This is a genomic window from Kocuria sp. UBA1838 (genome assembly GCF_002338785.1).
Classification (GTDB): domain Bacteria; phylum Actinomycetota; class Actinomycetes; order Actinomycetales; family Micrococcaceae; genus Kocuria; species Kocuria marina.
This window is the reverse complement of the sequence record NZ_DDIY01000017.1, coordinates 200,153-223,097: the sequence shown is the minus strand read 5'-3', so window position 1 is coordinate 223,097 and position 22,945 is coordinate 200,153. Positions and strand designations below refer to the sequence as shown.

Here is a 22,945-nt window from a genome sequence, read left to right as displayed (position 1 = left end):
CCCCACTGCCCAGGGGCGCCGGATCCTGGGCGGGAGGGCACAGGGTCCGTAGGGTGAGCCCATGACCGGTCAGCACCCGTCCACGGCGGCCCCTGGACGTCCCCCGCGCGCCCCACGCCCCGGCGAGGGCAGTTCGCGCGCCCGCGTGCTCATGTGGTGCCTGTGGGACACCGGCACGTCCGCGTACAACGCCGTGATGCTCACGTTCGTGTTCACCGTGTACCTCACGAGCCCGGCGTTCGGGTCGAGCGAGTACACGTCCACGGTGCTGAGCGTTGCCATGACCGTCGCGGGTTTCGCGATCGCGTTGACGGCGCCGCTGATCGGCCAGCGCAGCGATTCCCCGCGGTCCCGCGCCACGTTCCTCACCGGCAACACCGTGGTGCTCGTCCTGTGCACGGGTCTCGCGTTCCTTGCCCGACCCGATCCCGCCTTCCTGTTCCTGGGCGTGGGGCTCGTGGCCGTGGGCAGCGTGGCCCAGGAGTTCGCCACGGTCAGTTACAACGCCATGCTCCCCGCGCTGGCCGGCCCCCAGCGCATGGGTAAGGTCTCCGGGTGGGGCTGGGGCGCGGGGTACGTGGGCGGGATCTTCGCCCTCGCTTTCGTCCTGTTCGGTTTCGTCACACCCGGGTTCCTGGGCATCCCCACCGACGACGCCCTCAACTACCGCGCCGTGGCACTGTTCAGCGCGGCATGGATCCTCGTGTTCTGCCTGCCCCTCCTGCTCAAGGCGCGAAGTATGCCGTTCCGAGCATCCATCAACGACGCCGCTGCGGTCCCCGCACAGCCCCGCCACCGCGGCATCCTGGGCGCTTACGCCGAGCTCTTCCGCACCATCGCGGCCCTGTGGCGGGTTTCGCGTGCCACGGTCGTCTTCCTGCTCAGTTCCGCGGTCTACCGGGACGGACTGGCCGGGGTCTTCACATTCGGCGGGGTCCTGGCCGCGGGTAGCTTCGGGTTCTCGCTCACCGAGGTCGTCATGTTCGCGGTCGCGGCCAATCTCATCGCGGCGCTGGGCGCGTTCGTGGGCGGCGCCCTCGACGACGCCGTGGGCCCGCGCGCGGTGATCACCGCGTCCCTCGTGGGTGTGCTCGTGGCGGGAACGGCCCTGCTGTTTTGGCACGGCAAGATCGCGTTCTGGGTGTGCGGGCTGGCACTGTGCCTGTTCGTGGGACCCGCACAGGCCGCGTCGCGCACGTACCTGGGGCGGCTCATCCCCCCGGGCCGTGACGGGGAGATCTACGGTCTGTACGCCACCACGGGCCGCGCGGTGAGCTTCATGGCCCCCGGGTTGTTCGGGATGTTCGTGACCCTGATGGGCGCCCAGATCTGGGGCATCCTGGGGATCCTGGTGGTCGTGGCCGCGGGACTCGTGCTGTTGTTGCTCACGCCCCGCCCTCCCGCGGGGTTCACCACGGCCCGCGTGTGAGCCGCACCCACGCACAGGCTCACTCGATGCGCGAACTCACTCGATGACCGTGCGGTGGAAGTTCAGGTGGCTGCGCGACGCGGTGGGGCCCCGCTGGCCCTGATAGCGGTTACCGTAGGCGCCGCTGCCGTACGGGTGCTCGGTCGCGGAGGAGAGCTGGAAGAAGCACAACTGCCCCACCTTGGAACCTGGCCACAGTTTGATGGGCAGCGTGGCCATGTTGGACAGCTCGAGCGTCACGTGCCCGCTGAACCCCGGGTCGATGAACCCGGCGGTCGAGTGCGTAAGCAGGCCCAGCCGCCCCAGGGAGGACTTGCCCTCGAGGCGCGCCGCGACGTCGTCCGGCAGGGTGACCTTCTCGTACGTGGCCCCCAGCACGAACTCCCCCGGGTGCAGCACGAACGGCTCGTCCGGGGCCACCTCCACGAGCCGCGTGAGATCGGGCTGCTCCTGGGAGGGGTCGATGTGCGCGTACTTGTGGTTGTCGAACAGCCGGAACCAGCGGTCCAGGCGCACGTCCACGCTCGCGGGTTGGACCATCGCGGGATCGTACGGTTCCAGGTGCACGCGCCCGGAATCCAGGTGGCGGCGGATGTCGCGATCTGAGATGAGCACGTGTCCACGGTAGCCCACGGCCCCGCTCGCTCCCCGGTCACGACGCCTCGGAACAACCACGCACCGAAACGTGTTGTAGAGTGGTGGGCGTTCAAACGTGGACCACACGGTCCCGAACGAACGATGCGGCTGTAGCTCAATGGTAGAGCGCACGCTTCCCAAGCCTGATACGCGGGTTCGATTCCCGTCAGCCGCTCCGCACGAATCGTGAAACGCCCCGGGACCCATCTGGTTCCGGGGCGTTTCGCGCCGAGGACCCGCCCCGAACACCACCTCGGCCCCCACGGCGGGCGGCCGGCGGGTCTGGACCGCGAACCACACCACCCATCGCATCAGGAGCGATCATGCTGCGCACCATGTTCACCGGGAAGATCCACCGGGCCACCGTGACCCAGGCGGACCTGCATTACGTGGGGTCCGTGACGGTGGACCAGGACCTGCTGGACGCCGCGAACATCCTGCCCGGCGAGCTCGTGGCGATCGTAGACGTCACCAACGGTGCGCGGCTCGAAACGTACACGATCGCGGGCGAGCGCGGTAGCGGCGTCGTGGGCATCAACGGCGCCGCGGCGCACCTGGTGCACCCGGGTGACCTGGTAATCCTGATCGCGTACGGTCTCATGGACACCGCCGAGGCGCAGAACTACGAACCTCACGTGGTACACGTGGACGAGCACAACAGGATCGTGGCGCTCGGTTCGGACCCCGCAGACGCCGTGGTGGGGGACATGCTCCGCCCGCCGCACGCCCGCGCCCACCTGCAGGCCCAGGAGGACGCGGCCGTCGCGGGCCTGTGACCCTGCCGCGCTCCCGGGGGCGCGGACCCGCCGACGCGAGGAGATGAGCTCATGAGCGGAGTCGTCTCCGGGTTCTTCATCGTATGGGCCGTGATCGGGCTGGGTTACGTGATCGGGCGCGCGGGGGTGCTCGGCCCGGACGGCCAGCGGGTGCTGTCCAAACTCGCGTTCTACGTGGCGTCCCCGCCGCTATTGTTCACCACCATCTCCGAAGCGGACATCCACCACATCTTCTCCGCGCCGCTGCTCGTGGCGGCCGCGTCCGCGTGGCTCACCATGATCGCGTACGCACTGCTCTCCCGGTTCGTGTTCTCCCGGGACGCCGCCACCGTGGTGATGGGCGCGCAGGCCGCCGGGCAGGTCAACGCCGCCAACCTGGGGATCCCCATCGCCTTGTTCGTCCTGGGGGACGCGTCCCAGGTGGCCCCGGTGATGCTGTTTCAGCTGGCGATCAACACGCCGCTGTACCTCACGATCATGGACACCCTCACTGGCGGGCGGCGCCCCACGGTCGGCTCGGTGCTCAAGAACATCGTGACGAACCCGCTCATCATGGGCTCCGCCCTGGGCATCATGTCCGCGGCCACGGGGATCCGCCTGCCCGACCTCGCGATGGAGCCCGTGCGCATCGTGGCGGGTGCGGCCGTTCCCGCTATGCTGCTCGCCTTCGGTCTCTCGCTGGTGGGCTCCCGCCCCCTGGCCTCCCCCGGCGCCCGGGTGGACACGCTGCTCGCGACCGGGGCCAAGGTCGTCGTGCACCCCGGGCTCGCGCTGTTGCTCGCGTGGGCGCTCGGGCTCACCGGGCACGCCCTGTACGCGGCCGTGATCATGGCCGCGCTGCCCACCGCGCAGAACCTCTACGTAGCGGCCGTGCGCTACGACCGGGCCACCACGGTGTGCCGGGACACTGTCCTGCTCACCACGGTCGTGTCCATGGCCACGATGGCGGTGGCCGCGGTCTTCCTCTCCTGACACACCGGCCGCCACGCCACCATCCCCGAAAGCGGGTAACACACGGTCCGTGACCCACGCCACGCCTACACTGAGCAGATGCTGAAATGACCGGTAATCCTACGGGGAGCGCCGGACCCATTCCGTCAGTACAGGCGCTCATCAGGGGAGGAACCATTGTGAAGTCCACTCACCACTCTCGCAGGGCTGGCAAGCCTCGCACGGTCCGCAGCGTAGCGGCCGCTGCGGCGGCGTCCGCCATGCTGCTCACGGGGTGCAGCGGCGGGGAGTCCGGCCCGCCCACGCTCACGTGGTACATCAACCCGGATGACGGCGGCCAGGACGTCCTCGCCCAGCAGTGCTCGGACGCGTCCGGCGGCAAGTACAAGATCCAGACGTCGCTACTCCCGCGTGACGCGGCGTCCCAGCGCGAACAGCTGGCCCGCCGCCTCGCCGCGGGCGACACGTCCATGGACATCATGAGCCTGGACCCGCCCTATGTCCCAGAGCTCGCGGAACCCGGCTTCCTCGCCAAGCCCCCGCACGACGTCGTCGAGGCGACCACCAAGGACACCCTTGAGGGCCCGCTGGAGGGTGCCAAATGGAACGGCGAGATCGTGGCCATCCCGTTCTGGGCCAACACGCAGCTGCTGTGGTACCGCGAGTCCGCGGCCAAGGCGGCGGGTCTGGACATGTCCGAGCCCGTCACGTGGGACCAGCTCATCAAGGCGGCCAAGTCCCAGGACAAGTACCTGGGCGTGCAGGGCGTGCGCGGTGAGGCCATGTCCGTGTGGGTCAACGGCCTCGTGGAGTCGGCTGGCGGCCAGGTGGTCTCGGACGGCCAGGACGGTCAGGACGCCAAGATCACGCTAGACTCCGACGCCGGCAAGAAGGCCGCGGAGATCATCGGCACCATCGGCAAGGAGGGCCTCGGCGGACCCGGCCTGGCCACCCAGGACGAGAACGCCTCCATGATCCAGTTCCAGGGGGACAAGGGCTCGTTCATGGTCAACTGGCCGTTCATCTACTCGGCCACGAAGGCCTCCGTGGACGAGGGCACCCTCGACAAGTCGGTGCTGGACGACATCAAGTGGACCACGTGGCCCCGTGTCGACGCGGGCACCGAGGCGCACCCGCCGCTGGGCGGCATCAACCTGGGCGTGGGCGCCAAGTCCGAGAACCAGGACCTCGCGTGGGAGGCCGTGCAGTGCATCGTCTCCCCCGAGCACCAGGCCCAGTACTTCGCGACCAACGGCAACCCGCCGTCCTCCATGAAGGCCTTCGACGACCCCGAGGTCAAGAAGGCGTACCCCATGGCCGACACCATCCGGAAGTCCCTCGACGCCGCGAAGCCCCGCGCGCAGACCCCGTACTACAACGAGATCTCCACGGCCATCCAGCAGAACTGGACCCCGCCGGCGGAAGTCACCGAGGACACTCCGCGTGAGACCACCGAATTCATCCAGGAAGTCCTGAAGGGAGATGCGCTGTTGTGAGTAGCACCGTCGATTCGCGCGCTCGCGCGTCCACGCCGGAGAAGTCCCGCCGTAGAGGCCATCTCTCGGACCGGGCCCGTTCGGAGCGGAAACTGGGGTGGCTGCTCGCCGGCCCCGCGTTCGTGATCATGCTCCTGGTCACGCTGTACCCCATCGTCCAGGCGTTGTGGGACTCGCTGTTTTCCTTCCGACTCACCGCACCCGATGACAAGGAGTTCGTGTTCCTGGGCAACTACTCCACGGCCCTGTCGGATATCGTGTTCTGGCGGGACCTGGGCGTGACCCTGCTGATCACCGTGGTCACGGTGGTCGTGGAACTCGTCCTGGGCCTCGCCCTCGCGCTCGTGATGCACAGCGCGATCAAGGCCACGCGCGGCCTGCTGCGCACCGCCATCCTGGTGCCCTACGGCATCATCACGGTGGTCTCCGCGTTCGCGTGGTTCTACGCCTTCGACATCACCACCGGCTACGTGAACAACTGGCTCTCGTGGCTGCCCATGATCGGTCCGGACTTCAACTGGTTTGCCTCCGCGGGCCCGTCCCTGTTCGTGATCATGGCCTCGGAGATCTGGAAGACCACCCCGTTCATCTCGCTGCTGCTGCTCTCCGGGCTCGCACAGGTCCCCGGTGAGCTCACCGAGGCCGCCCGTGTGGACGGCGCCTCGGCATGGCAACGCCTGAGCAAGGTGGTCCTGCCGAACATGAAGGCCGCCATCATGGTGGCCGTGGTGTTCCGCGCCCTGGACGCCTTCCGCATCTTCGACAACGTCTTCATCATGACCAAGGGCCAGTACGGCACCGAGACGCTCTCGCTGCTCGCGTACCGTACGTCCATCGGTCGTCTGGAAATCGGCCTTGGTTCGGCCATCTCGGTGATCCTGTTCATCTGCGTGATGCTGATCGCGCTGGTGGCCATAAAGGTCTTCAAGGTGGACCTCACCGGTGGCTCTGGGAAGGGGAAGTAACCGCCATGTTGAGCACCAAGCAGAAAATCGGCTGGACCGTCATCAGCATCGCGGTGCTGGTCTACGCGCTTTTCCCCGTCCTGTCCATCCTGATGACGTCCTTCAAATCCTCCTCGGACCTGAACTCGGGCAAGTTCATCCCCACGAAGTTCGTCACGAGCAACTACGAGCAGATCTTCGTGGGCGATGCCAAGGACCTGTTCCTGCCGGCCCTGGGGAACTCGATCGGCATCTCACTGATCTCCACGTTCGTGGCCGTCGTGCTCGCGACACTGTGCGCCTACGCGATCGCACGCCTGGACTTCCCGGGCAAGAAGATCGTGCTGACCACCGCGCTGATGGTCTCGATGTTCCCGGTAATCTCCATCGTCACGCCGCTGTTCAACCTGTGGCGCCAGGTGGGGCTCTACGACACCTGGCTCGGCCTGATCATCCCCTACCTGTCCCTGACCCTGCCGATCTCCATCTGGACCCTGGCGGCGTTCTTCCAGCAGATCCCCTGGGACCTTGACCGCGCGGCCCAGGTGGACGGCGCCACCACGTGGCAGGCGTTCCGCAAGGTGATCGTGCCGCTCACGCTGCCGGGTGTCTTCACCACGGCGATCATCGCGTTCTTCATCGCGTGGAACGACTTTGTGTACGGCATCGGCCTGACCTCGACCTCCGCGGCGCGTCCCGTCCCGGCGGCACTCGCGTTCTTCACCGGCGCCTCGCAGTTCGAGGCCCCTGCGGGCGCGATTTCCGCGGCGGCGATCATCGTGACCATCCCTGTGGTGCTGCTCGTTCTGGCGTTCCAGCGCCAGATCGTCTCAGGCCTGACCCAGGGCGCGGTCAAGGGCTGAGCCCGCCGCACCATCCACGCTTAGACATAGATAGGACTGAGTAGACATGGCAGCAATCACCATGGAACACCTCGTCAAGAAGTACGACGACGGTTTCCCCGCGGTCAACGACATCTCCATCGACGTCGCCGATGGCGAGTTCCTGATCCTCGTGGGCCCCTCCGGCTGCGGAAAGTCCACGCTCCTGCGCATGGTCGTGGGCCTCGAGGACATCACCTCCGGGGACCTGAACATCAACGGGGTGCGCGTCAACGACAAGCAGCCGCGTGATCGCAACCTCTCAATGGTGTTCCAGAACTACGCGCTGTACCCGCACCTGTCGGTGTACGAGAACATCGCCTTCCCGCTGCGCCTGTCCAAGGGGCAGTTCAGCGAGGAGGAGATCGACCGCAAGGTGCGCGAGGCGGCGGACACCCTGGACCTCAACGAGCACCTCGAGCGCAAGCCGGCGAACCTCTCCGGCGGTCAGCGCCAGCGCGTGGCCATGGGGCGCGCGATCGTGCGTGACGCGGACGCTTTCCTCTTCGACGAACCCCTGTCCAACCTGGACGCCAAGCTGCGCGGCCAGATGCGCACGGTGATCGCGCAGCTGCAGCGCCGCATGGGCATCACGTCGCTGTACGTGACCCACGACCAGACCGAGGCCATGACCCTCGGTGACCGTGTGGCCGTGCTCAAGCGTGGTCAGCTCCAGCAGATCGCGTCCCCGCGGGAGCTCTACGAACAGCCCGTCAACCTGTTCGTGGCGGGGTTCATCGGCGCTCCGTCCATGAACTTCATCCCGGCGCGCGTGAACGGCTCGGTGTTCCACACCCCGATCGGGGACATCGAGGTTCCGGAGCGCGTGCAGGGCAAGCTCACGAACGCCCCCGAGATCGTGCTGCTGGGCCTGCGCCCGGAGCACTTCGAGGACGCGAAGTTCGTGGACGAGACGAAAATCCCCCACGGGACCGTCTTCGACTCCGAATTCACGCACACCGAGTGGCTGGGCAACCAGCAGTACGGCTACATCCACTACCAGCAGGATGCCGCCGTGCAGCACAAACTCAACGAGCTGGCCCAAGAGCTGGACGCTGACGAGATGCCCGCCCAGGTGGTCGTCTCCCTGGACGCGTCCTCCCGCATCCGCGGTGGCTCCACGGCAAAGATCTGGCTGGACAGCCGCAAGATGCACGTGTTCAACCCGGAGACGGGCGAGAACCTCACGCGTGACGCGGAGGCCGGTGCGGAGCTGACCCGCGAGGCCAACGAGGAGCGCAAGGCGGAGATCGAGCGTTCGCGTCGGCACGTGGGCTCGGCGGGTTCCACCGAACGGTCCGACGGCGCGGTCACCGGCGACCACATGGACGGCAGCACCGCTGCTCGCTGAGCGTCCGGCACGGGCCGCGGCATATCGCGGCCCGCCGACCGTACGACGGCCGGTTCCCGAGAAGGGGACCGGCCGTCGTCGTACCCGGAGCCGCCCGGGCCCGCTCGGGCGCTTCGGTCCGCGGCCGGGCCGGAAGTCGGAGGGTGCGGGGCACGTCTCCGCCCGACCCCCGAAAGGAACCGAGCGTCGTTGTGGTCCAGGGCAGCGCTGGAGGCGCCACGGCCCGCGGTGGGACCCGAAGCCGGGGGGTCAGGGCCCCGCCTGGCCCCTGCGTGGGAACCGAGCGCCGTCGTACCCGGACGGCTCTGCTGCCGACTGGGGCGGGTTCATCAGGCGGGGCCCCGCGTGAAGGCCCACCAGGCGAACAGGGCGACCGCCGCGATCAGTGCGCACGACGTCGCGACGTAGCGCACACGCGGGTAGCGCACCCGCCATGCGACGAGCCAGGGCCAGTGCTCCGTGAGTTGCGCCGGCGTGGCCCGCTGGAAGTTGACGTGCTGGGCGCCGCTCGCCCGGGCCAGCTCGTCCAGGGTGCGCGCGTCCCAGACCGTCCCGTCCAGGAAGAGCGCCGAGCGCCCGGCCGGGGTGACGAACCAGAGGCAGGGTCGACCGCGGGACCCGCCGCTGCGCGGGCGCGCCGCGAGCAGCGTCCGGACCGTGACCACCTGGGCGATCCGCTCGCGGGGCACGGCCCGGAAACCGACCCAGCGGGAGAGCAGGACGTGGTGCGCGGTGAGCACCACGAGCGCGGGGCGCAGGTAGGCGTAGGCCGTCACGAGGCCCACGAGGGCGAGCAGGAGCAGCACGCCCATCGCGGGGCCGGCCGGGCGGCGGTACCCGATCACGAACACCGCGACGACCACGAGTAACAGCGGGGGAAGTGCCGCGCCGAGCCGGCGGCCGTACGACCCCATTCGGGGGTGGAACACGTGTTCCGGTGCCCCGTACTTCGCCGGGATCTGTCGGATGGTTTCCGCCATGAGCCGCCCTCGTACCTGCCGTCCTCGGGGATCACACCGGAGTGGGCGATCGCGCCGTCCGGGGGCGGTGCCCCCGCGCCGCCCGGTTCAGCCTAGCGGCCCGTCAGCGGGCGGGTCATCGCCGGGACACGCGGGGCCCGCTCCCCGGGACGTCCACTAACGTGGGGACTCATGGAACGCAGTGAACGCATCGTCAGGGCCGTGGGGGCATGGTTCGTCCTGATTCTGCTGGCGCTCGCAGGGGCGGCTGTGACCATTGCGCTCGTGAACAAGTACGCGTACGGGCCCGAGACGGACGTGCGGGATTACTTCCAGGCCCTCCAGGCCGGCGACGGCGGCAAGGCCCTGGGGTTGCTCAACGCCCAGGTCCCGGACTCCAACGCGGCCCTGTTGGACGGCGAACCCCTGGCCGAGGCAAGCAAGGGACTCGAGAACGTATCCGTGCGCACCGTCGCGTTGTCCGGGGACCGGGCGGTGGTGCGGGCGAGCTACACGCTGAACGGTCATGAGGCGTCCTCCGAGTTCACGCTCCACCCCGCGGAGACGCAATGGGGGTTCTTCACGGTGTGGGACTTCGATCCCTCCACGCTGCCCACCATGAACGTGGCCATGCCGGGTTCCACCGCGGTGGACATCAACGGCGCGTCCGTGGCGCTCCCCGGGTCCTCCCGTGAGTTCGCGGTCTTCTACCCCGGGATCTACACGGGCTCCTACACCTCCCCTATGGTGCGCGCCGAGCCGCAGGAGGCGGCCGTGAGCGACGCCCGGGAGAACACCACCATGAAGCTCGAGGCCGAGCCGTCCGAACGCCTCACTCACCAGGTGGACAAACAGATCCACGAGCACCTGGACGAGTGTGCCGCGCAGGACAGCCTCTACCCCGCGGGATGCCCCTTCTCCTACCAGTTCGACGGGCGCATCCAGGGCCGCGTCTCCTGGAGCATCAAGGATTACCCCACGCCCTACGTCTCCCTGGACGACGCCGCCGCGGGCCGCTGGCACGTGTCCGACAGCCGGGGGATCGCGCGCATCGAGTTCACCGCGGTGGACCTCTATGACGGCACCACATCCCAGGTCACCGATGAGGTCCCGTTCCTGCTGAGCGCGGACGTGAGGGTCACCGGGGACGAGGTGACCCTCACGCCGCGCTGACGGGCGGGCGCCGCGCTGACGGGTGTGCCCCGGGTGCATGTGCGCCCGGGGCGGGTGGTGGGAGACGGATTGGGCGGGGCGTGGGAGAAGGGTGGGCCGTGGTGCCCGTGGGCCCCGCTCAGTCCGTTCCGCGCAGGTCCAGCGTGAGTTCTGCCGGGGCCTGCGGGTCCACCGTGAACGGGATCCCCCAGTCCTGCTGGTACAGGTGGCACGCCGCGTGCTCCGGGATCTCCCCGTCCGGGGAGCCGTCGCACGCCGCCGCGCGGGCCGTGATGTGCAGGACCCCCTCCGTGACACCGTCCGCGATCCGCAGGGCGCGGGTCAGCCCCTGGGCCGTCCCGTCACCTTGCACGAGTGCATCCTCCGGGGACGAGGACACCTTCAGCTGCGTGGGATCACCCCACCGGGTGTCGAGCTTCTGACCCGTGGGGGCCGAGAACCGCACCGTGAGCTCGAGCTCCCCGGGGGCCACCGGCGTGCGCTTGCGCTGCATGCTGGCCGCACCCTCGTCCACGGTCTGGGCCTGCTTGGGCACCGCCACCCGCACGAGGCGGTGGGCATTGGTCTCCACGACCACCAGGACGGGCTCGTCGTGGCTCGTGTCAAGCAGGACGTCGGAGGGTTCAGCGAGTCCGCGGGTCAGCGTGGAGACCTCACCGGTTGCGGGGTCGAACCGGCGCACCGCACCGTTGTAGGTGTCGGCCACGGCCACGGATCCGTCCGGGAGCACGCACACCCCCAGGCAGTGCTGGAACCGTGCCTGATCGGCCGGCCCGTCCCGGAACCCGAAGTCGAACAGTCCGAGTCCCACGGCGGATTCCACCGATGTGGACCCGTCCTCGCCGAAGCGCACGCGGCGCAGCGCGGAGGACTCGGAGTCCGCGACCCACACGGCCCCGTGGGCGTCCTGAGCCAGGCCGGAGGGCTGGGCGAACCAGCTCTCGGGCGCGGAACCGTCGCGCAGTCCCTCGTCCCCGGTCCCGGCCAGCACGGCGAGCGCCCCGGTGCGCGGGTCGAATGAGAACAGTTGGTGCGTCCCGGCCATCGCGACCACCAGGGTGTCCGCGGCGTCGGACCACGTCACGTCCCACGGGGAGGACAGCGCCACGGACGTGGCCGAGGCGTCCTGCGGGATCTCGTTGGGGTCCACGCCGCGTGCGCGGGCGTCGTCGAGCAGGCGCTGAACGCCGTTGCCCGCCAAAGTGCGCACCGCGCCGGTGCCCAGTTCCACGCCGCGCAGCCGGTGGTTGACGGTGTCCGCGACCACGAGGTCGTAGCCGACGTCGGCACGCACGCGTTCGGGGAGCACCGCGATGCCCTGGGGTTCGTTGAACCGCGCGGCGTCCCGGGGGCCGTCCGCCCAGCCCTTGGTGCCGGAACCGATGGCCCGACGAACCGTGGTGAGGTCCTCCTCGAGATGGACCAGGCGGTGGTGACCGGTGTCGCTGACCATGAAGGAACCGTCCGGAAGGGCCACGACCTTGCCGGGGAAGCGCAGGTCCCCCTCGGGCTGCGGGCGCGGGACGTAGGGGCCGTCCCCGCGGTGCAGGGTGCCCTTGGCGTCGTGCTCGGCCACGAGTTCGGACACGAGGGATTCCAGCCCCTGGACGTGGCCCTCACCCGAGAGGTGCGCCACGATGTACCCCTCGGGGTCCACGACCACCAGGGTGGGCCACGCGCGCGCCGTGTAGGCGTCCCACGTGCTCAACCGGGGGTCGTCGAGCACCGGGTGGGTGATCTCGTAGCGGTCCACCGCCGCGGCCAGTGCGTCCGGGTCCGCCTCGTGCTCGAACTTGGGGGAATGCACGCCCACGGTCACGAGCACGTCCGCGTACTTCTCCTCGAGGGGGCGCAGTTCGTCCAGCACGTGCAGGCAGTTGATGCAGCAGAAGGACCAGAAGTCCAGAATCACGATCTTGCCCCGTAGCGCCTGCAGGTCCAGTCGCTCACCGCCGGTGTTCAGCCAGGCTCTGCCCTCGAGTTCCGAGGCGCGGACGGGTGTGTTCATGCGTGCGGAGGTCACGGTGTCTGGGTCCTTCCACCGGGGGTCAAGGGTTTCTTCCTGGGACAACGTTATCCGCGGGGCAGAGCTTCCCGTGCGTTACGTGACGCTCCCGCACACCCCGCGGACCCGTCCGCCAACCGCCCGGCCTCGCCGGCGCCCGTCCCGGCGGACGTCAACGACGCCGCTCGTCCCGCTCCGCGAGCTCGGCCATCATCTCATTGTAGGCGCGCAGTTCGGCGTCGTCCGTGCGATCGGCCTGCCGGTCCACCCGGCGGTTCTCCTTGGCGCCCTCCATGGCCCACAGCACGGCCACGATGACGGCGAGCAGGAACGTGGGGAACTCGCCGATCCCCCACATGAGCATGCCGCCGAGCTGCTGGTCGTCCAGGGCGCTGGGACCCCACGGGCGGCCCATGTTGCCGAACCACGAGGCCTGCAGCACCGTGGTCAGGCTCATGATGCTGATGCCAATGAACGCGTGCGCGGCCATGGTCGCGAGCAGCAGCACGAGACGCATGGGGTAGCTGGGCCGGCGCGGGATGGGGTCGATGCCGATCAGCACGAGCGCGAACATGTACCCCGTGAACAGGAAGTGCACCATCATGAACTCGTGGCCCACGTGGTAGCGCAGCGTGAAGCGGAACAGGTCCGTGAAGTAGAACAGCACGATCGAGAACGCAAAGTTCGCGGCCGCGAAGATCGGGTGCGTCACGATCCTGCCCCACGTGGAGTGCACGAGACGCAGGATCCACTCACGCGGGCCGCGGGTACCGTCCCCTCGTGGTTCGAGGGCCTTGAGCACCACGGTGACGGGTGCGCCCGAGACCAAGAACAACGGCACGATCATGGTCAGGCTCATGTGTTCGACCATGTGGGCGGAGAACAGCACGCGGGCGTAGACCGCCACCCCGCCGCTCGTCGCGTAGAGCAGTGCAGCCAGCCCGCTGAACCAGGACACGGTGCGCAACACGGACCACGAGTCCCCGCGGCGCCACACCTTGATCGCGGCCCACAGGTACGCCACGGCCATGAACACGACCACGGCCACCCAGAACCAGTCCAGGCGCCACGTGGTGAACCAGCGGGCGAACGTGGGCTCCGGGGGCAGTTCGTACCACGTGAGGATCCGCGCCGGGGAGGCGTCCGGTGCAAGCTCCTCCGGGACGGGCGGGGCGGTGCGGCTCAGGGCCGTGGCGATGCCCATGAGTAGCCCCATGAGCACGACTTCTACCACGAGCACGCGCCACATGGTGGCCGCGCGGGACCGGGAGCCGTCCGCGACCCCGGGGATCAGCCACTGCCGGTGCGCGAAACCCGCCAGCGCCAACAACAGGGTCAGCACGAGTTTGGTGAGCGCCAGGATCCCGTAGGAGGACGTCAGTTGCTCCCACGTTCCGATACGCACCGCGGCATTGATGATCCCGGAGAGCAACACCAGCAGGTAGCAACCCAGAGCCACCACGGAGTAGCGCCGCAGTACGACCGCGAGCAGGGGTTCGGTGTGGCGGGAGCCCCCGCGGCCGCTGACCGTGAACTCACGGGACAGCAACGGCCCCACCCAGATCAGCACCAGCAGCCCGCCGACCCACAGGCACACTCCCAGCAGGTGCAGCCCCAGGGAGTTCACCGCACCCATGTGGTCCGCACCACCCGCGGCGTGACCGTTGAGTGCCAGCGCCACGATCGCCACGAAGGACAGCGCGAGGGTGCAGAACAGTCCCAGCAGCGCCCGCACGCCGAAAACCAGGGTCGTGACCACGGCGGCCACCATCACGATCACCGATTGGGACTGGCCCATGGAGATCCCGGTCATGTAGTGCAGCAACTGTTGGGTGTAGTTGCCCCCCGTGCCGATACCGGATCCGGAGACGTCCGAGTACGTGAAGATCAGCACGGCCACGGCCGCCACGGTCCACACCACGGCCGCGGCCTCGACGAGCTGCATGACGCTGCGGAAGACCGGGTGTTCCGGTTCGCCCGCCTGGTCCTTGCTGTTGCGCGGTGGCCGTTTCCGGGAGCGGTCCGCGAAACGGGGCACCACGCCGATCGCCAGCAGCAACCCGCCCATCACCACCGTCATCGCGATGTTGTGGACGGTCTCCACCACGGGCAGCCCCCAGCGCACGAGCGTTCCCGGGTCCGCGACCTGCCGGGGGGCCGCCGCTCCCCCGTAGACCAGGGCCGCGGTCATCCCGATCATGGCCGCGACGAGCACGACCGTGATGGTCCACGGGCTCACACTCACCGCTCCCGCGGGAGCGGTCCCGCCGTTCGGTGAACTCGCGCCGTTCGACGAGCTCGCGCCCTTCGATGAGCCGGCGCCGAGCGGGCGCCCGACATCCGGCGCGCTATCGCGCTCACGGCCGGGAGCGACGTCGCCCCGCGAACCGTCCCGGCGCGGGCCGGTGTCCCTGGTGCGTGCGCTGGTACTCATCGTGGCGTTCCTCCGGCCCGTTGATTCTCTCGTTGTGCTGCTCCGCGCACGGGGGTCACGTGAACAACGTGTCCCCGATGAACCCACCCACTTCGCAACCCGGCGGGATAGCGAACACGGCGGATCCGATGGGCACGGTCCACGTGTTCAGCATGTCCAACTGCGCCAGCCGCCGCTGGATGGGCACGAACTGTTTCACGGGGTCCGACTGGTAGGACGCGAAGATCAGCCCGGTGTTGGACACCCCGCCCCGGACGTCCCCGGAGCGGCTGTGCCCGGATGCATCACTCACCGCCAGATCGTAGTTGTACACCCTGCGGAAGATCTTCTCGTCCGGGTTGTCGCTGCGCGAACGCCGCATATGACTGTAGGACGAGATGACCGGGAATCCCAGGGGACCCTTGGCCTCGAAGTCCGGTTCGTCGTGCTCGGCGGCGCCCGTCAACGGTGCGCCGTTCGACAACCGGCGCCCCACCGAGTCCTCGCGCGCGGGGGTGTCGGCCTCGTCCCACGTGTCCAGGTTCATGTGGATCCGCCGGATCACCACGGATGTCCCGTTCTCGATCCACGGGGTGAACCCGCCCTGACCGTAGACGACCTTCTCATGATCAGCCTCCCCCGGGTACGGGTTCACGGTGCCGTCCACCTGACCGAAGAGGTTGCGCGTGGTCTGACCGTCCGGGGTGGCGCCCACGGTGTTGCGGAACCCGTCCTGCACCCAGCGCACGGTCGCGAAGGACCGGACGTCCTTGAGCAGCACCCGCTGGGCGTGGGCCATGGTCAGCTTGTCGTCGCAGCACAGCTGCAGCAACAGGTCCCCCTGATTCCACCGGTCCTGCAGTTTGTCGATCGTGAAAGCGGGCAAGGGCTTGAGCCATTGCGGGGCCCGGTCGGCGTCGATCACGGCCATGGCCCGCGGTCCGAAACCCACCGTGACGGTCAGCCGCGAGGGGTTCTGGGCGAGCCAGGGTTCCTGGTCGTTGACGGGGGCGGTGCCCTGCGTGAGGGCCGCGGCGTCGTCCGTGAGCACGCGCAGCAACCGCCGCAGTGCGTCCCGGTCCACGTCCCGGTGCAGGTTCAGGGCGATGAACACGCAGAACGCCTGCGGCAGCGTGGCCACGCCCGCCTGTCGTGGGCCGTGGAAGGCTTCGGTCCGCAGCCCGGGCCGTTGGCTGTCCTGTTCCGCCGCCGCGAGCCGGGGGTCCTCGGCGCCGAGGGCCGCAGCGGAAACCGCCCCGAGTCCCGTGGCGCCGGCGCCGGCGACCGCGCCCGTGAGCAACGATCGGCGGCTCCACCCCGAAGCGGAAGGGCCCCGATCAGTGGTCATGACACGTGGGCAGTGCGCTCGAGGATGGACTCGTGCTCATGCCCTCGTGCGACCCGTGGTCGTGGGCGGCATCCGACGACGAGTGTCCGCCCCCCGAGCCGTGCTCGCCTCCGTGGCCCGCGTGCTCGTCCTCGCCGGGCGCGTACCGCTCCTTCGCGCCCGTGAAGTCGCGCACTGGGACGGTGACGTCCCGGATCCCGCTGTCGGTGCGCAGCTGCAGCGTGAGGTCACTACCGGCCTTGAGCGAGCACGTGAGCCCCATGAGCATGATGTGATTGCCGCCCGGCTTCAGGTCCAGGCTCTCCCCCGGTGCGAGGGTGAAGCCACCCTCCATCTGCCGCATCTGTGTGGCGCCGGAGCCGCCGTCCGCCACGGTCTCGTGCAGCTCGACCGAGCGCGCGACGCCGTCCGCGCCCGCCCCGGTGAACGTGACCTCCTGCCCGGAGATGTTCGTGAGCTTGCCGAACACGGCGGTCATCCCGGAGTCGGCCGCCTTGGCCCAGCCGTCGCTCAGTTCCAGGGGCGCGGCGGCGGTGCTGTGCGTCGCGGAGTCCGTCCCCGCGGGCGACGCCGCCTCCCCACCCTGCGCCGAGCACCCGCTCAGCGTAGCCAGGCCGAGGCCCACGACGGCCACAGCGGCCAGCGCACGGCGCGGGGCGGGAACGGACGTGGTGTTCAGGTTGTAGTTCATATGTGAGTCCTCAGGAGTGAATCGTGCTCCGGCTCGCCCGTCCGCTGCGCGTGTCGTCGGACGCGGCGTCGAGTGACGCGGCACTGCGCCTACTCGACACCGGGACCATGCCCGCTCGACAGACGGGCTGTGCCCACTCGATGCCCGAGCCACAGGCCGCTCCCTGAGTACCGGGGTGCCAGAGCAGCCGGTGTCGTACGAACGGTGCTCGTCCGAGCGGCAGCGCGGTCACGTCCGTCGATCACATCGAGCCGGTATCGAGTCAGCGGTGGGCCGAGTCAGTGACGGGCCGCATCAGCGGCGCGCCGGAACGCGTGAGCGCGGCGGCGGGAGCCTGACGAGAAAAGGATGATCCGGGCGGGCCGCCCGGGTCAGGGAATCAGCGCTGCTTGGGGCGGGTGGCGAAGGCCAGGATCACCAGCAGCAGGACCAGCGCGATGGCGCCACCGGCCACGGGCAGTACCCAACTCGGGATGCCCGTGCCGCTCACGTCCTCCTGGGCTCCGTTCGCATCCTGGGCCGCGCCCTGGGAGGCGTCCGCAGAGGCCACGGGGGCCGGGGACGCAGCGGTCGCGGCGCCGTCGCCCACGGTGTACGTGAACGTGCCTTCGATGGGGTGCCCGTCCTGGGAGACCACGCGCCACGTGACCGTGTAGGTCTCGTCCTCGCCCCCGCCCTCGCGCAGAGGCTGGGACACCGTGGTGTTCTGCGCGGCCAGCGTGCCGCGCGTCATGTCCGTGCCGTGGGAGTCGGTGACCCGGACCTCGCTGCCGATGTCCTGGATGTTCCCGGAGAACGTCAGTTCGAGCGCCGTGGGGGCCTTCTCGAGCTTCGCGCCGGCCTGCGGGTTGGTCCGCACAAGTTCGTCGTGGGCGCTCGCGGGCCCCGCCGTGGTGACGACCAGCGCGAGGGCCAGCAGCGCGGCGAACAGGGCCGCGAGCGACGTCACCGAACGTTGCGAAAGGCGGGCGTGCGGCGCGGCCGACGACGCCGCGGTGTCACCCGTCCGCGCCGGGGTCCGCAGAGTGGGCCGTGGCTGAGGTGGTGTTGAGTACGAAGGGTTCATGGGTGTTCTCTCCTGCGCCCTGGGGCGTGGGGGCCGCGAGGTGGGCTGCCGATGGATGCGATGGATGCTCGGGGCGGCATCGGATCCAGGGGTGTCCCCGCCGATGCCTAGGCGAGGGCGGGCGGTCCGCGGTATCCGCAGACGGAGGAGAGCAGGAGCTGATCGGCCAGGGCGCGCGGCGAGGTCCAGGAGGTCCGCCGCGGCACGGCCGTGGTGACCGGGCGCAGGGCCAGGACAAGGAGGCGCAGCACGCGCAGGGACACGGCGTCCAGCAGGCGGAACGCCGCGGTCTCGCCGTGGCGCAGCAGAGCGTAGGTGGCCACGGCCGCCACGGCGTGGGCGGCGAGCATGCCGCACCCGTGATGCGCCGCGGGCAACACCGAGATCACCACGGCGGGACCGTCCGCCGTGGGGGCCGCGTGGTGGTGGGTGTAGTCGATCGCGTGGACCATCCCGCCGGACTGGGCGTACAGGGTGTGCAGCAGCGCCTGACTCAGCAGGACGCTACCGGCCACGCTCCAGCGTGAGAGCACCCGTCCCGCCAGCAGCATGCACAGCGGGGCCGCCAGACACATGGACAGCGCGATGATCAGCGGGGAGGGCCAGGTCCCGTCCACCGCGGCGTGCGAACCGGCCGCAAGAGTGGTGGCCACGAAGGCGACCATCCAGCCCCGGGCAAGTCGGCGCGCGCGAGGGGACACCGAACACCTCCGGGACTCACGGGGAAAGGATGGGATTCCATTATGCGCCACCGCGCGGGGAACCACGAACCCGGCGGCCCGCGGAAGAGGTGGAGTGGCGCACATGTGGAAGGGACCGTTCACGGAGTGAGTGAACGGTCCCTTCGAGCACCGGGTCCTGGGACCCGCTGGTCTTACCTCACTTGGAGGAAACAGCAGCCTTCAGCTTGGAGCCCGCGGTGAGCTTGACACCGTGGCCAGCCGGGATCTGGATGGCCTCGCCGGTTTGCGGGTTGCGACCCTGACGTGCGGCGCGATCGGTGCGCTCCACGGAGAGCCAGCCGGGGATGGTGATCTTCTCGCCCTTGGAAACGGAGCTCTCGAAAACCTGGAACAGGGAGTCGAGAACGCCATTGACGGCGGCCTGGGTGCTACCGGACTTCTCGGCAACCTCTGCGACGAGTTCGCTGCGGTTCATAGCCATGTGCTTGTCCTCCTGGACTGGGTTGGCATTCGCTGGGGAAGGGGCGACCGGGGGTCGGGTCCTTCCGGTGCAGAAATTACCAGCTGGACTTGTAGATACCGGGCAATTCGCCGCGGTGAGCCATGTCGCGGAAGCGCACGCGGGAGATCCCGAAGCGCTGGAAGGTGCCGCGGGGGCGACCGTCGATCTGGTCGCGGTTGCGCACGCGCACGGGGGAAGCGTCACGGGGGAGCTTCTGCAGACCCAGGCGGGCCTCCTCGCGAGCCTCGGGGGACGCGTTCTCGTCCACGAGGGTCTTCTTCAGTTCAGCGCGCTTGGCGGCATAACGCTCGACGACGACCTTGCGCTGCTCGTTCTTGGCGATCTTTGACTTCTTGGCCATGTCTCAGCGCTCCTCGCGGAAATCGACGTGCTTGCGGACCACCGGGTCGTACTTCTTCATGACGAGGCGATCGGGGTTGTTGCGGCGGTTCTTACGGGTGACGTAGGTGAACCCGGTACCGGCCGTGGACTTGAGCTTGATGATGGGACGTACGTCCTTGTCCTTGGCCATCTCAGATCTTCTCCCCACGTGCGATGAGTTCGTTGACCACGGCGTCGATGCCGCGCGCATCGATGACCTTGATGCCCTTGGCGCTCAGGTTGAGCGTGACGTTGCGACGCAACGAGGGCACCCAGTAACGCTTCTTCTGGATGTTCGGGTTCCACCGACGCTTGGTGCGGCGGTGCGAGTGCGAGATGCTGTGGCCAAAGCCCGGCTGGGCCCCGGTCACCTGGCAGTGCGCTGCCATAGTGTTCTCCTCCAATGTCCAATGTCGACGAAATGACGGCACGCATGGTCGCCGCCGAGCGGTTTCCCGCCGGCAGCCATAGCCAAGAGTGGTCCGTCACCTCAAGAAAATGCCACCGTTCGCGCGCCGGGCGTGATGGGTTTACCCCGCGGCAGTACCGGTCAGGGCACTCGCTACGACGAAGACGGTGAAGATCAAGGCGCCGGTAGATGGACTCCACCACACGACAGCCTTAGATTCTAGGCTTCTACGGACTCGCTCGCAAATCCGAAGGCGGAAGCGGTGCGATTGCGCGCCCCTCGATCCTAGCCGCTGGTTCGCAACGGACCAACTCGTCCGCCCCGCCGTGACAGGCTCCACGAACGGCGCACCCAGGGGAGAATCCCTCCGGCAAGAGCCCCCGGAAAAGCCGCCGAAGAACACAACGGGAAACACGCGAGGGTGGCGGTCCGTCCATGACCCGGTCCGCCACCCCGACACGTTTTCTTCGGCCCCATCCCCTCACCCGGGAGATTAGGTAAGGCAATTCTTACCTAATCCCTCCGGCGGGGCAACCCCCTGACAGGATCGCGCCGGAGCGAGTGCTCAGAACTCGCCCGTGAACGGGTCCGCCACGTCCCGGTGTTCGGGCTGTTCCGGCGCCTTGGCCTTGGGATCCCGGCGATGCGTACCCAGCGCGCCGTTGACCACGTCCACGAGCGAGTTGACCCGCTCGGACCCCGTGAGAGATTCGAGCATCACGGGCCGGCCATCCGAGTCCGCGAGCGGGACCCGCCAATTCGGGTACTCGTCGCTCGTGCCGGGCTGGTTCTGGATCCGCTTCTCCCCGACCGCGTCCACGAGGGAGACGTTGATCAACACGGACGGTGCGTCGCACAGGTAGCGGTGGATCGCCTCGATCCTGGCCTGCTCCCCCGGGTCCTCATCCGGGGGCAGATAGCCGGCATCCGCGACCGCGGTGAAGAAAGTGTCCAGCTGACGGCGTGCCTCCTCCCGTTCCTCCTCCGGCGAGCGCGCGAGCAGTCCCAGGTCCTCGCGCAGTTGCAGCTGCACGCCCTCGAGGTAGCCCGCCGTGGGCGGGAGGTCGTGGGTGTTCACGGAGGCCATGCACAGTTCGCGGTAGCGGGAGGGGTCCAGGGGGACGTCCCCGTCCATCTCGAACCACATGATGGAGGTTCCCAGCACGCCCTTGCGCTCCAGGAACTCGCGCACACTGTCCTCCACGGTGCCGAGGTCCTCACCCACGACCACCACGCCGGCGAGCTCGGCCTCGAGGGCCAGGATGCCCACCATGGCCTCGTGGTCGTAGTACACGTAGGTCCCATCCGAGGCCTGGTTGCCATCGGGGATCCACCACAACCGGAAAAGTCCCGCCACGTGGTCGATCCGCACACCCCCGCCGTGACGGAAGATGTTGCCGAGCATCTGCCGCCACGGCCGGTACCCCGCCTCGGCGAGCTTGCGGGGATCCCACGGCGGCTGACTCCAGTCCTGGCCCAGCTGGTTGTACATGTCCGCGGGGGCACCCACGCTCACCCCGTGGGCCAGGACGTCCTGCAACGCCCAAGCGTCCGCGCCCTGCTTGTGCACCCCCACCGCGAGATCGTGCACCACACCGATATCCATCCCGGCCCGGTACGCGGCACGCTGCGCGGCCTCGAGCTGCTCGTCGAGCAGCCACTGCAACCACACATGGAAACTGATCCGGTGGCGCAACCGGGTACGCGCCTCCTGGGCGTACGGCGCCTCCGGGGAACTCGCCTCGTCCCGCCACAGGGGTGAGTCCTCCCCGAGTTCCTCCCGCAGGGCGCACCACAGCGCGAAGTCCTGCAGGGGTTGCCCGGCATGCGCCACGAACGCCTCGAGCTGTTGCTGGCGGTAGGGCGAACGGCGCACGGTGAACAGCAGTTCGAGACTCTTCAGCTTCGCGGCGTAGGCGGAATCGCGGTCGATCGTGCTGGGGTCCAGCACGGCCTTGCGTTGCACCGCGGCGAGTTGGGCCACGACCTCACGGTCCCCGGGACGCAGGTACGGGAACTCCGCGACGTCGCTGATCCGCAGGTACAGCGGGTTGAAGAAGCGTCGGCTCGAGGGCAGGTACGGGGAGGGCTCCACGGGAGGCGTGGGTTCCGCGGCATGCAGGGGGTTGATGAGCACGTAGTCCGCGCCCTGCACACCGCTGATGGCGGCCAGGGACGCGAGGTCCGAGAGGTCCCCCACGCCCCACGAGCGGGAGGACATCACCGAGTACAGCTGGGCCATGTAGCCCCACCGGCGGCGCCCGCGCAGCCGGTCCGTGGTGCTGAGGCGCTGCGGGGTCACCGCCACGTCGATGCTATTGCGCTGCCCCGAGCCCGTCCGGGCCTCGAGACGGTACCAGCCCAGCGGGAGGTCTCGGGGCAGTTCGTAGGGCACGCGCTCGCGGACCGTGTCTTCGACCTCGCGGGTCTCGGGAGCCACGTCGGGCGCCGGGTGCAGCTCGCGCACCGCGTCCGGATCGTCCTCGGGCCACAACCGCACCCGCACGGTGTCCCCCTGCGTGGTAGCCACGGGCACGATGGCCTCACACTGCTCCTCCGCGATCACCACGGGCGGCAGCAGCTCGCGCCACGGCGCCAGCTCGCGGTCGCGCAGACTGCGCCGCGCGGCGTCGTCGTCCGAGACGTCCGCGCCGAGCGCCGTGAGGACACGGCGCAACGTCCGCTCCGGCACGGTCTCGACTCCCCCGTCGAAGCCCCGGTACTCCGTGGCCACCCCGTACTCGGTGGCCAAGCGCTGCACAGTCGTTTCCCCTGAAGTTCCTGCGTTCTCCGCCATGCCCCCACTCTAGCCACCGGGGACGGGTCCCCTCGGTCGACGACGACGCCGCTG

At 69.1% G+C, this 22,945-nt stretch carries 21 protein-coding genes and 1 tRNA gene; 9 read left to right on the top strand and 13 right to left on the bottom strand.

Annotation, left to right across the window (positions count from 1 at the left end; all coding sequences use genetic code 11):
• Positions 1-61: 61 nt before the first annotated feature.
• A complete protein-coding gene (locus tag B3I25_RS10110) occupies positions 62-1,429 on the top strand; it encodes an MFS transporter (protein WP_286738819.1) in 1,368 nt (455 codons plus the stop codon).
• A gap of 36 nt (positions 1,430-1,465) precedes the next feature.
• Here B3I25_RS10110 and dcd read toward each other — a convergent pair whose 3' ends face one another.
• Positions 1,466-2,044 (bottom strand): dCTP deaminase, encoded by a 579-nt coding sequence (gene dcd, locus B3I25_RS10105; RefSeq protein WP_098053793.1) that lies wholly within the window; start codon positions 2,042-2,044, stop codon positions 1,466-1,468.
• Positions 2,045-2,169: 125 nt separating this feature from the next.
• Between dcd and B3I25_RS10100 the strand changes: the two genes are divergently transcribed.
• The 7 genes from B3I25_RS10100 (at position 2,170) to B3I25_RS10070 (ending at position 8,464) form a co-directional block, all read left to right on the top strand.
• Positions 2,170-2,240 (top strand) — tRNA-Gly (locus tag B3I25_RS10100).
• A 148-nt stretch (positions 2,241-2,388) separates the two neighbouring features.
• Complete coding sequence (panD, locus tag B3I25_RS10095; RefSeq protein WP_085106147.1) at positions 2,389-2,841, top strand: aspartate 1-decarboxylase; 453 nt, start codon at positions 2,389-2,391, stop codon at positions 2,839-2,841.
• Between the two features lie 51 nt (positions 2,842-2,892).
• Entirely contained in the window at positions 2,893-3,813 is a 921-nt protein-coding gene (locus tag B3I25_RS10090) for an AEC family transporter (protein ID WP_098053692.1), read from the top strand.
• A 158-nt stretch (positions 3,814-3,971) separates the two neighbouring features.
• Positions 3,972-5,288 (top strand): extracellular solute-binding protein, encoded by a 1,317-nt coding sequence (locus B3I25_RS10085; protein ID WP_206398654.1) that lies wholly within the window; start codon positions 3,972-3,974, stop codon positions 5,286-5,288.
• Positions 5,285-6,253, top strand: a complete 969-nt coding sequence (locus B3I25_RS10080; RefSeq protein ID WP_064847497.1) for a carbohydrate ABC transporter permease — start codon at positions 5,285-5,287, stop codon at positions 6,251-6,253. Before B3I25_RS10085 ends, B3I25_RS10080 begins: the two co-directional genes overlap by 4 nt.
• A gap of 5 nt (positions 6,254-6,258) precedes the next feature.
• The gene (locus tag B3I25_RS10075) at positions 6,259-7,095 is read left to right on the top strand and encodes a carbohydrate ABC transporter permease (RefSeq protein WP_286738814.1); all 837 of its coding nucleotides are present in this window, start codon (positions 6,259-6,261) and stop codon (positions 7,093-7,095) included.
• A 46-nt stretch (positions 7,096-7,141) separates the two neighbouring features.
• Entirely contained in the window at positions 7,142-8,464 is a 1,323-nt protein-coding gene (locus tag B3I25_RS10070; protein WP_241180607.1) for an ABC transporter ATP-binding protein, read from the top strand.
• A gap of 329 nt (positions 8,465-8,793) precedes the next feature.
• Here the strand turns inward: B3I25_RS10070 and B3I25_RS10065 are convergent, their stop codons facing one another.
• Positions 8,794-9,444, bottom strand: coding sequence for a hypothetical protein (locus tag B3I25_RS10065; RefSeq protein WP_098053691.1), 651 nt, complete (start codon positions 9,442-9,444; stop codon positions 8,794-8,796).
• 171 nt (positions 9,445-9,615) lie between these two features.
• Between B3I25_RS10065 and B3I25_RS10060 the strand changes: the two genes are divergently transcribed.
• Positions 9,616-10,596, top strand: a complete 981-nt coding sequence (locus B3I25_RS10060; RefSeq protein WP_286738810.1) for a hypothetical protein — start codon at positions 9,616-9,618, stop codon at positions 10,594-10,596.
• A 118-nt stretch (positions 10,597-10,714) separates the two neighbouring features.
• Here B3I25_RS10060 and B3I25_RS10055 read toward each other — a convergent pair whose 3' ends face one another.
• The 11 genes from B3I25_RS10055 to malQ all read right to left on the bottom strand — a co-directional run bounded on the left by B3I25_RS10055 (position 10,715) and on the right by malQ (position 22,891).
• Entirely contained in the window at positions 10,715-12,604 is a 1,890-nt protein-coding gene (locus B3I25_RS10055; protein WP_286739023.1) for an NHL domain-containing thioredoxin family protein, read from the bottom strand.
• 169 nt (positions 12,605-12,773) lie between these two features.
• Positions 12,774-14,840 (bottom strand): cytochrome c oxidase assembly protein, encoded by a 2,067-nt coding sequence (locus tag B3I25_RS10050; RefSeq protein WP_286738808.1) that lies wholly within the window; start codon positions 14,838-14,840, stop codon positions 12,774-12,776.
• Between the two features lie 250 nt (positions 14,841-15,090).
• A complete protein-coding gene (locus tag B3I25_RS10045) occupies positions 15,091-16,362 on the bottom strand; it encodes a Dyp-type peroxidase (RefSeq protein ID WP_286738807.1) in 1,272 nt (423 codons plus the stop codon).
• A complete protein-coding gene (locus B3I25_RS10040) occupies positions 16,352-17,053 on the bottom strand; it encodes a copper chaperone PCu(A)C (RefSeq protein ID WP_286738805.1) in 702 nt (233 codons plus the stop codon). Before B3I25_RS10040 ends, B3I25_RS10045 begins: the two co-directional genes overlap by 11 nt.
• Positions 17,054-17,432: 379 nt before the next feature.
• Positions 17,433-18,002 carry a copper resistance CopC family protein gene (locus tag B3I25_RS10035; protein ID WP_286738803.1) on the bottom strand — a complete coding sequence of 190 codons (570 nt, stop codon included), beginning with the start codon at positions 18,000-18,002 and terminating at the stop codon, positions 17,433-17,435.
• Positions 18,003-18,226: 224 nt separating this feature from the next.
• Positions 18,227-18,820: a hypothetical protein gene (locus B3I25_RS10030; RefSeq protein ID WP_064847403.1), complete on the bottom strand. Its 594-nt coding sequence runs from the start codon at positions 18,818-18,820 to the stop codon at positions 18,227-18,229.
• A 178-nt stretch (positions 18,821-18,998) separates the two neighbouring features.
• Positions 18,999-19,283 carry an HU family DNA-binding protein gene (locus B3I25_RS10025; protein WP_064847404.1) on the bottom strand — a complete coding sequence of 95 codons (285 nt, stop codon included), beginning with the start codon at positions 19,281-19,283 and terminating at the stop codon, positions 18,999-19,001.
• A 76-nt stretch (positions 19,284-19,359) separates the two neighbouring features.
• Positions 19,360-19,665 carry a 30S ribosomal protein S14 gene (gene rpsN, locus B3I25_RS10020; RefSeq protein WP_064847405.1) on the bottom strand — a complete coding sequence of 102 codons (306 nt, stop codon included), beginning with the start codon at positions 19,663-19,665 and terminating at the stop codon, positions 19,360-19,362.
• A 3-nt stretch (positions 19,666-19,668) separates the two neighbouring features.
• Positions 19,669-19,836 carry a 50S ribosomal protein L33 gene (rpmG, locus tag B3I25_RS10015; RefSeq protein ID WP_012397435.1) on the bottom strand — a complete coding sequence of 56 codons (168 nt, stop codon included), beginning with the start codon at positions 19,834-19,836 and terminating at the stop codon, positions 19,669-19,671.
• Position 19,837: 1 nt separating this feature from the next.
• Positions 19,838-20,074 carry a 50S ribosomal protein L28 gene (rpmB, locus tag B3I25_RS10010; RefSeq protein WP_012397434.1) on the bottom strand — a complete coding sequence of 79 codons (237 nt, stop codon included), beginning with the start codon at positions 20,072-20,074 and terminating at the stop codon, positions 19,838-19,840.
• Positions 20,075-20,659: 585 nt separating this feature from the next.
• Positions 20,660-22,891 (bottom strand): 4-alpha-glucanotransferase, encoded by a 2,232-nt coding sequence (gene malQ / locus B3I25_RS10005; RefSeq protein WP_286738793.1) that lies wholly within the window; start codon positions 22,889-22,891, stop codon positions 20,660-20,662.
• Positions 22,892-22,945: the final 54 nt, after the last annotated feature.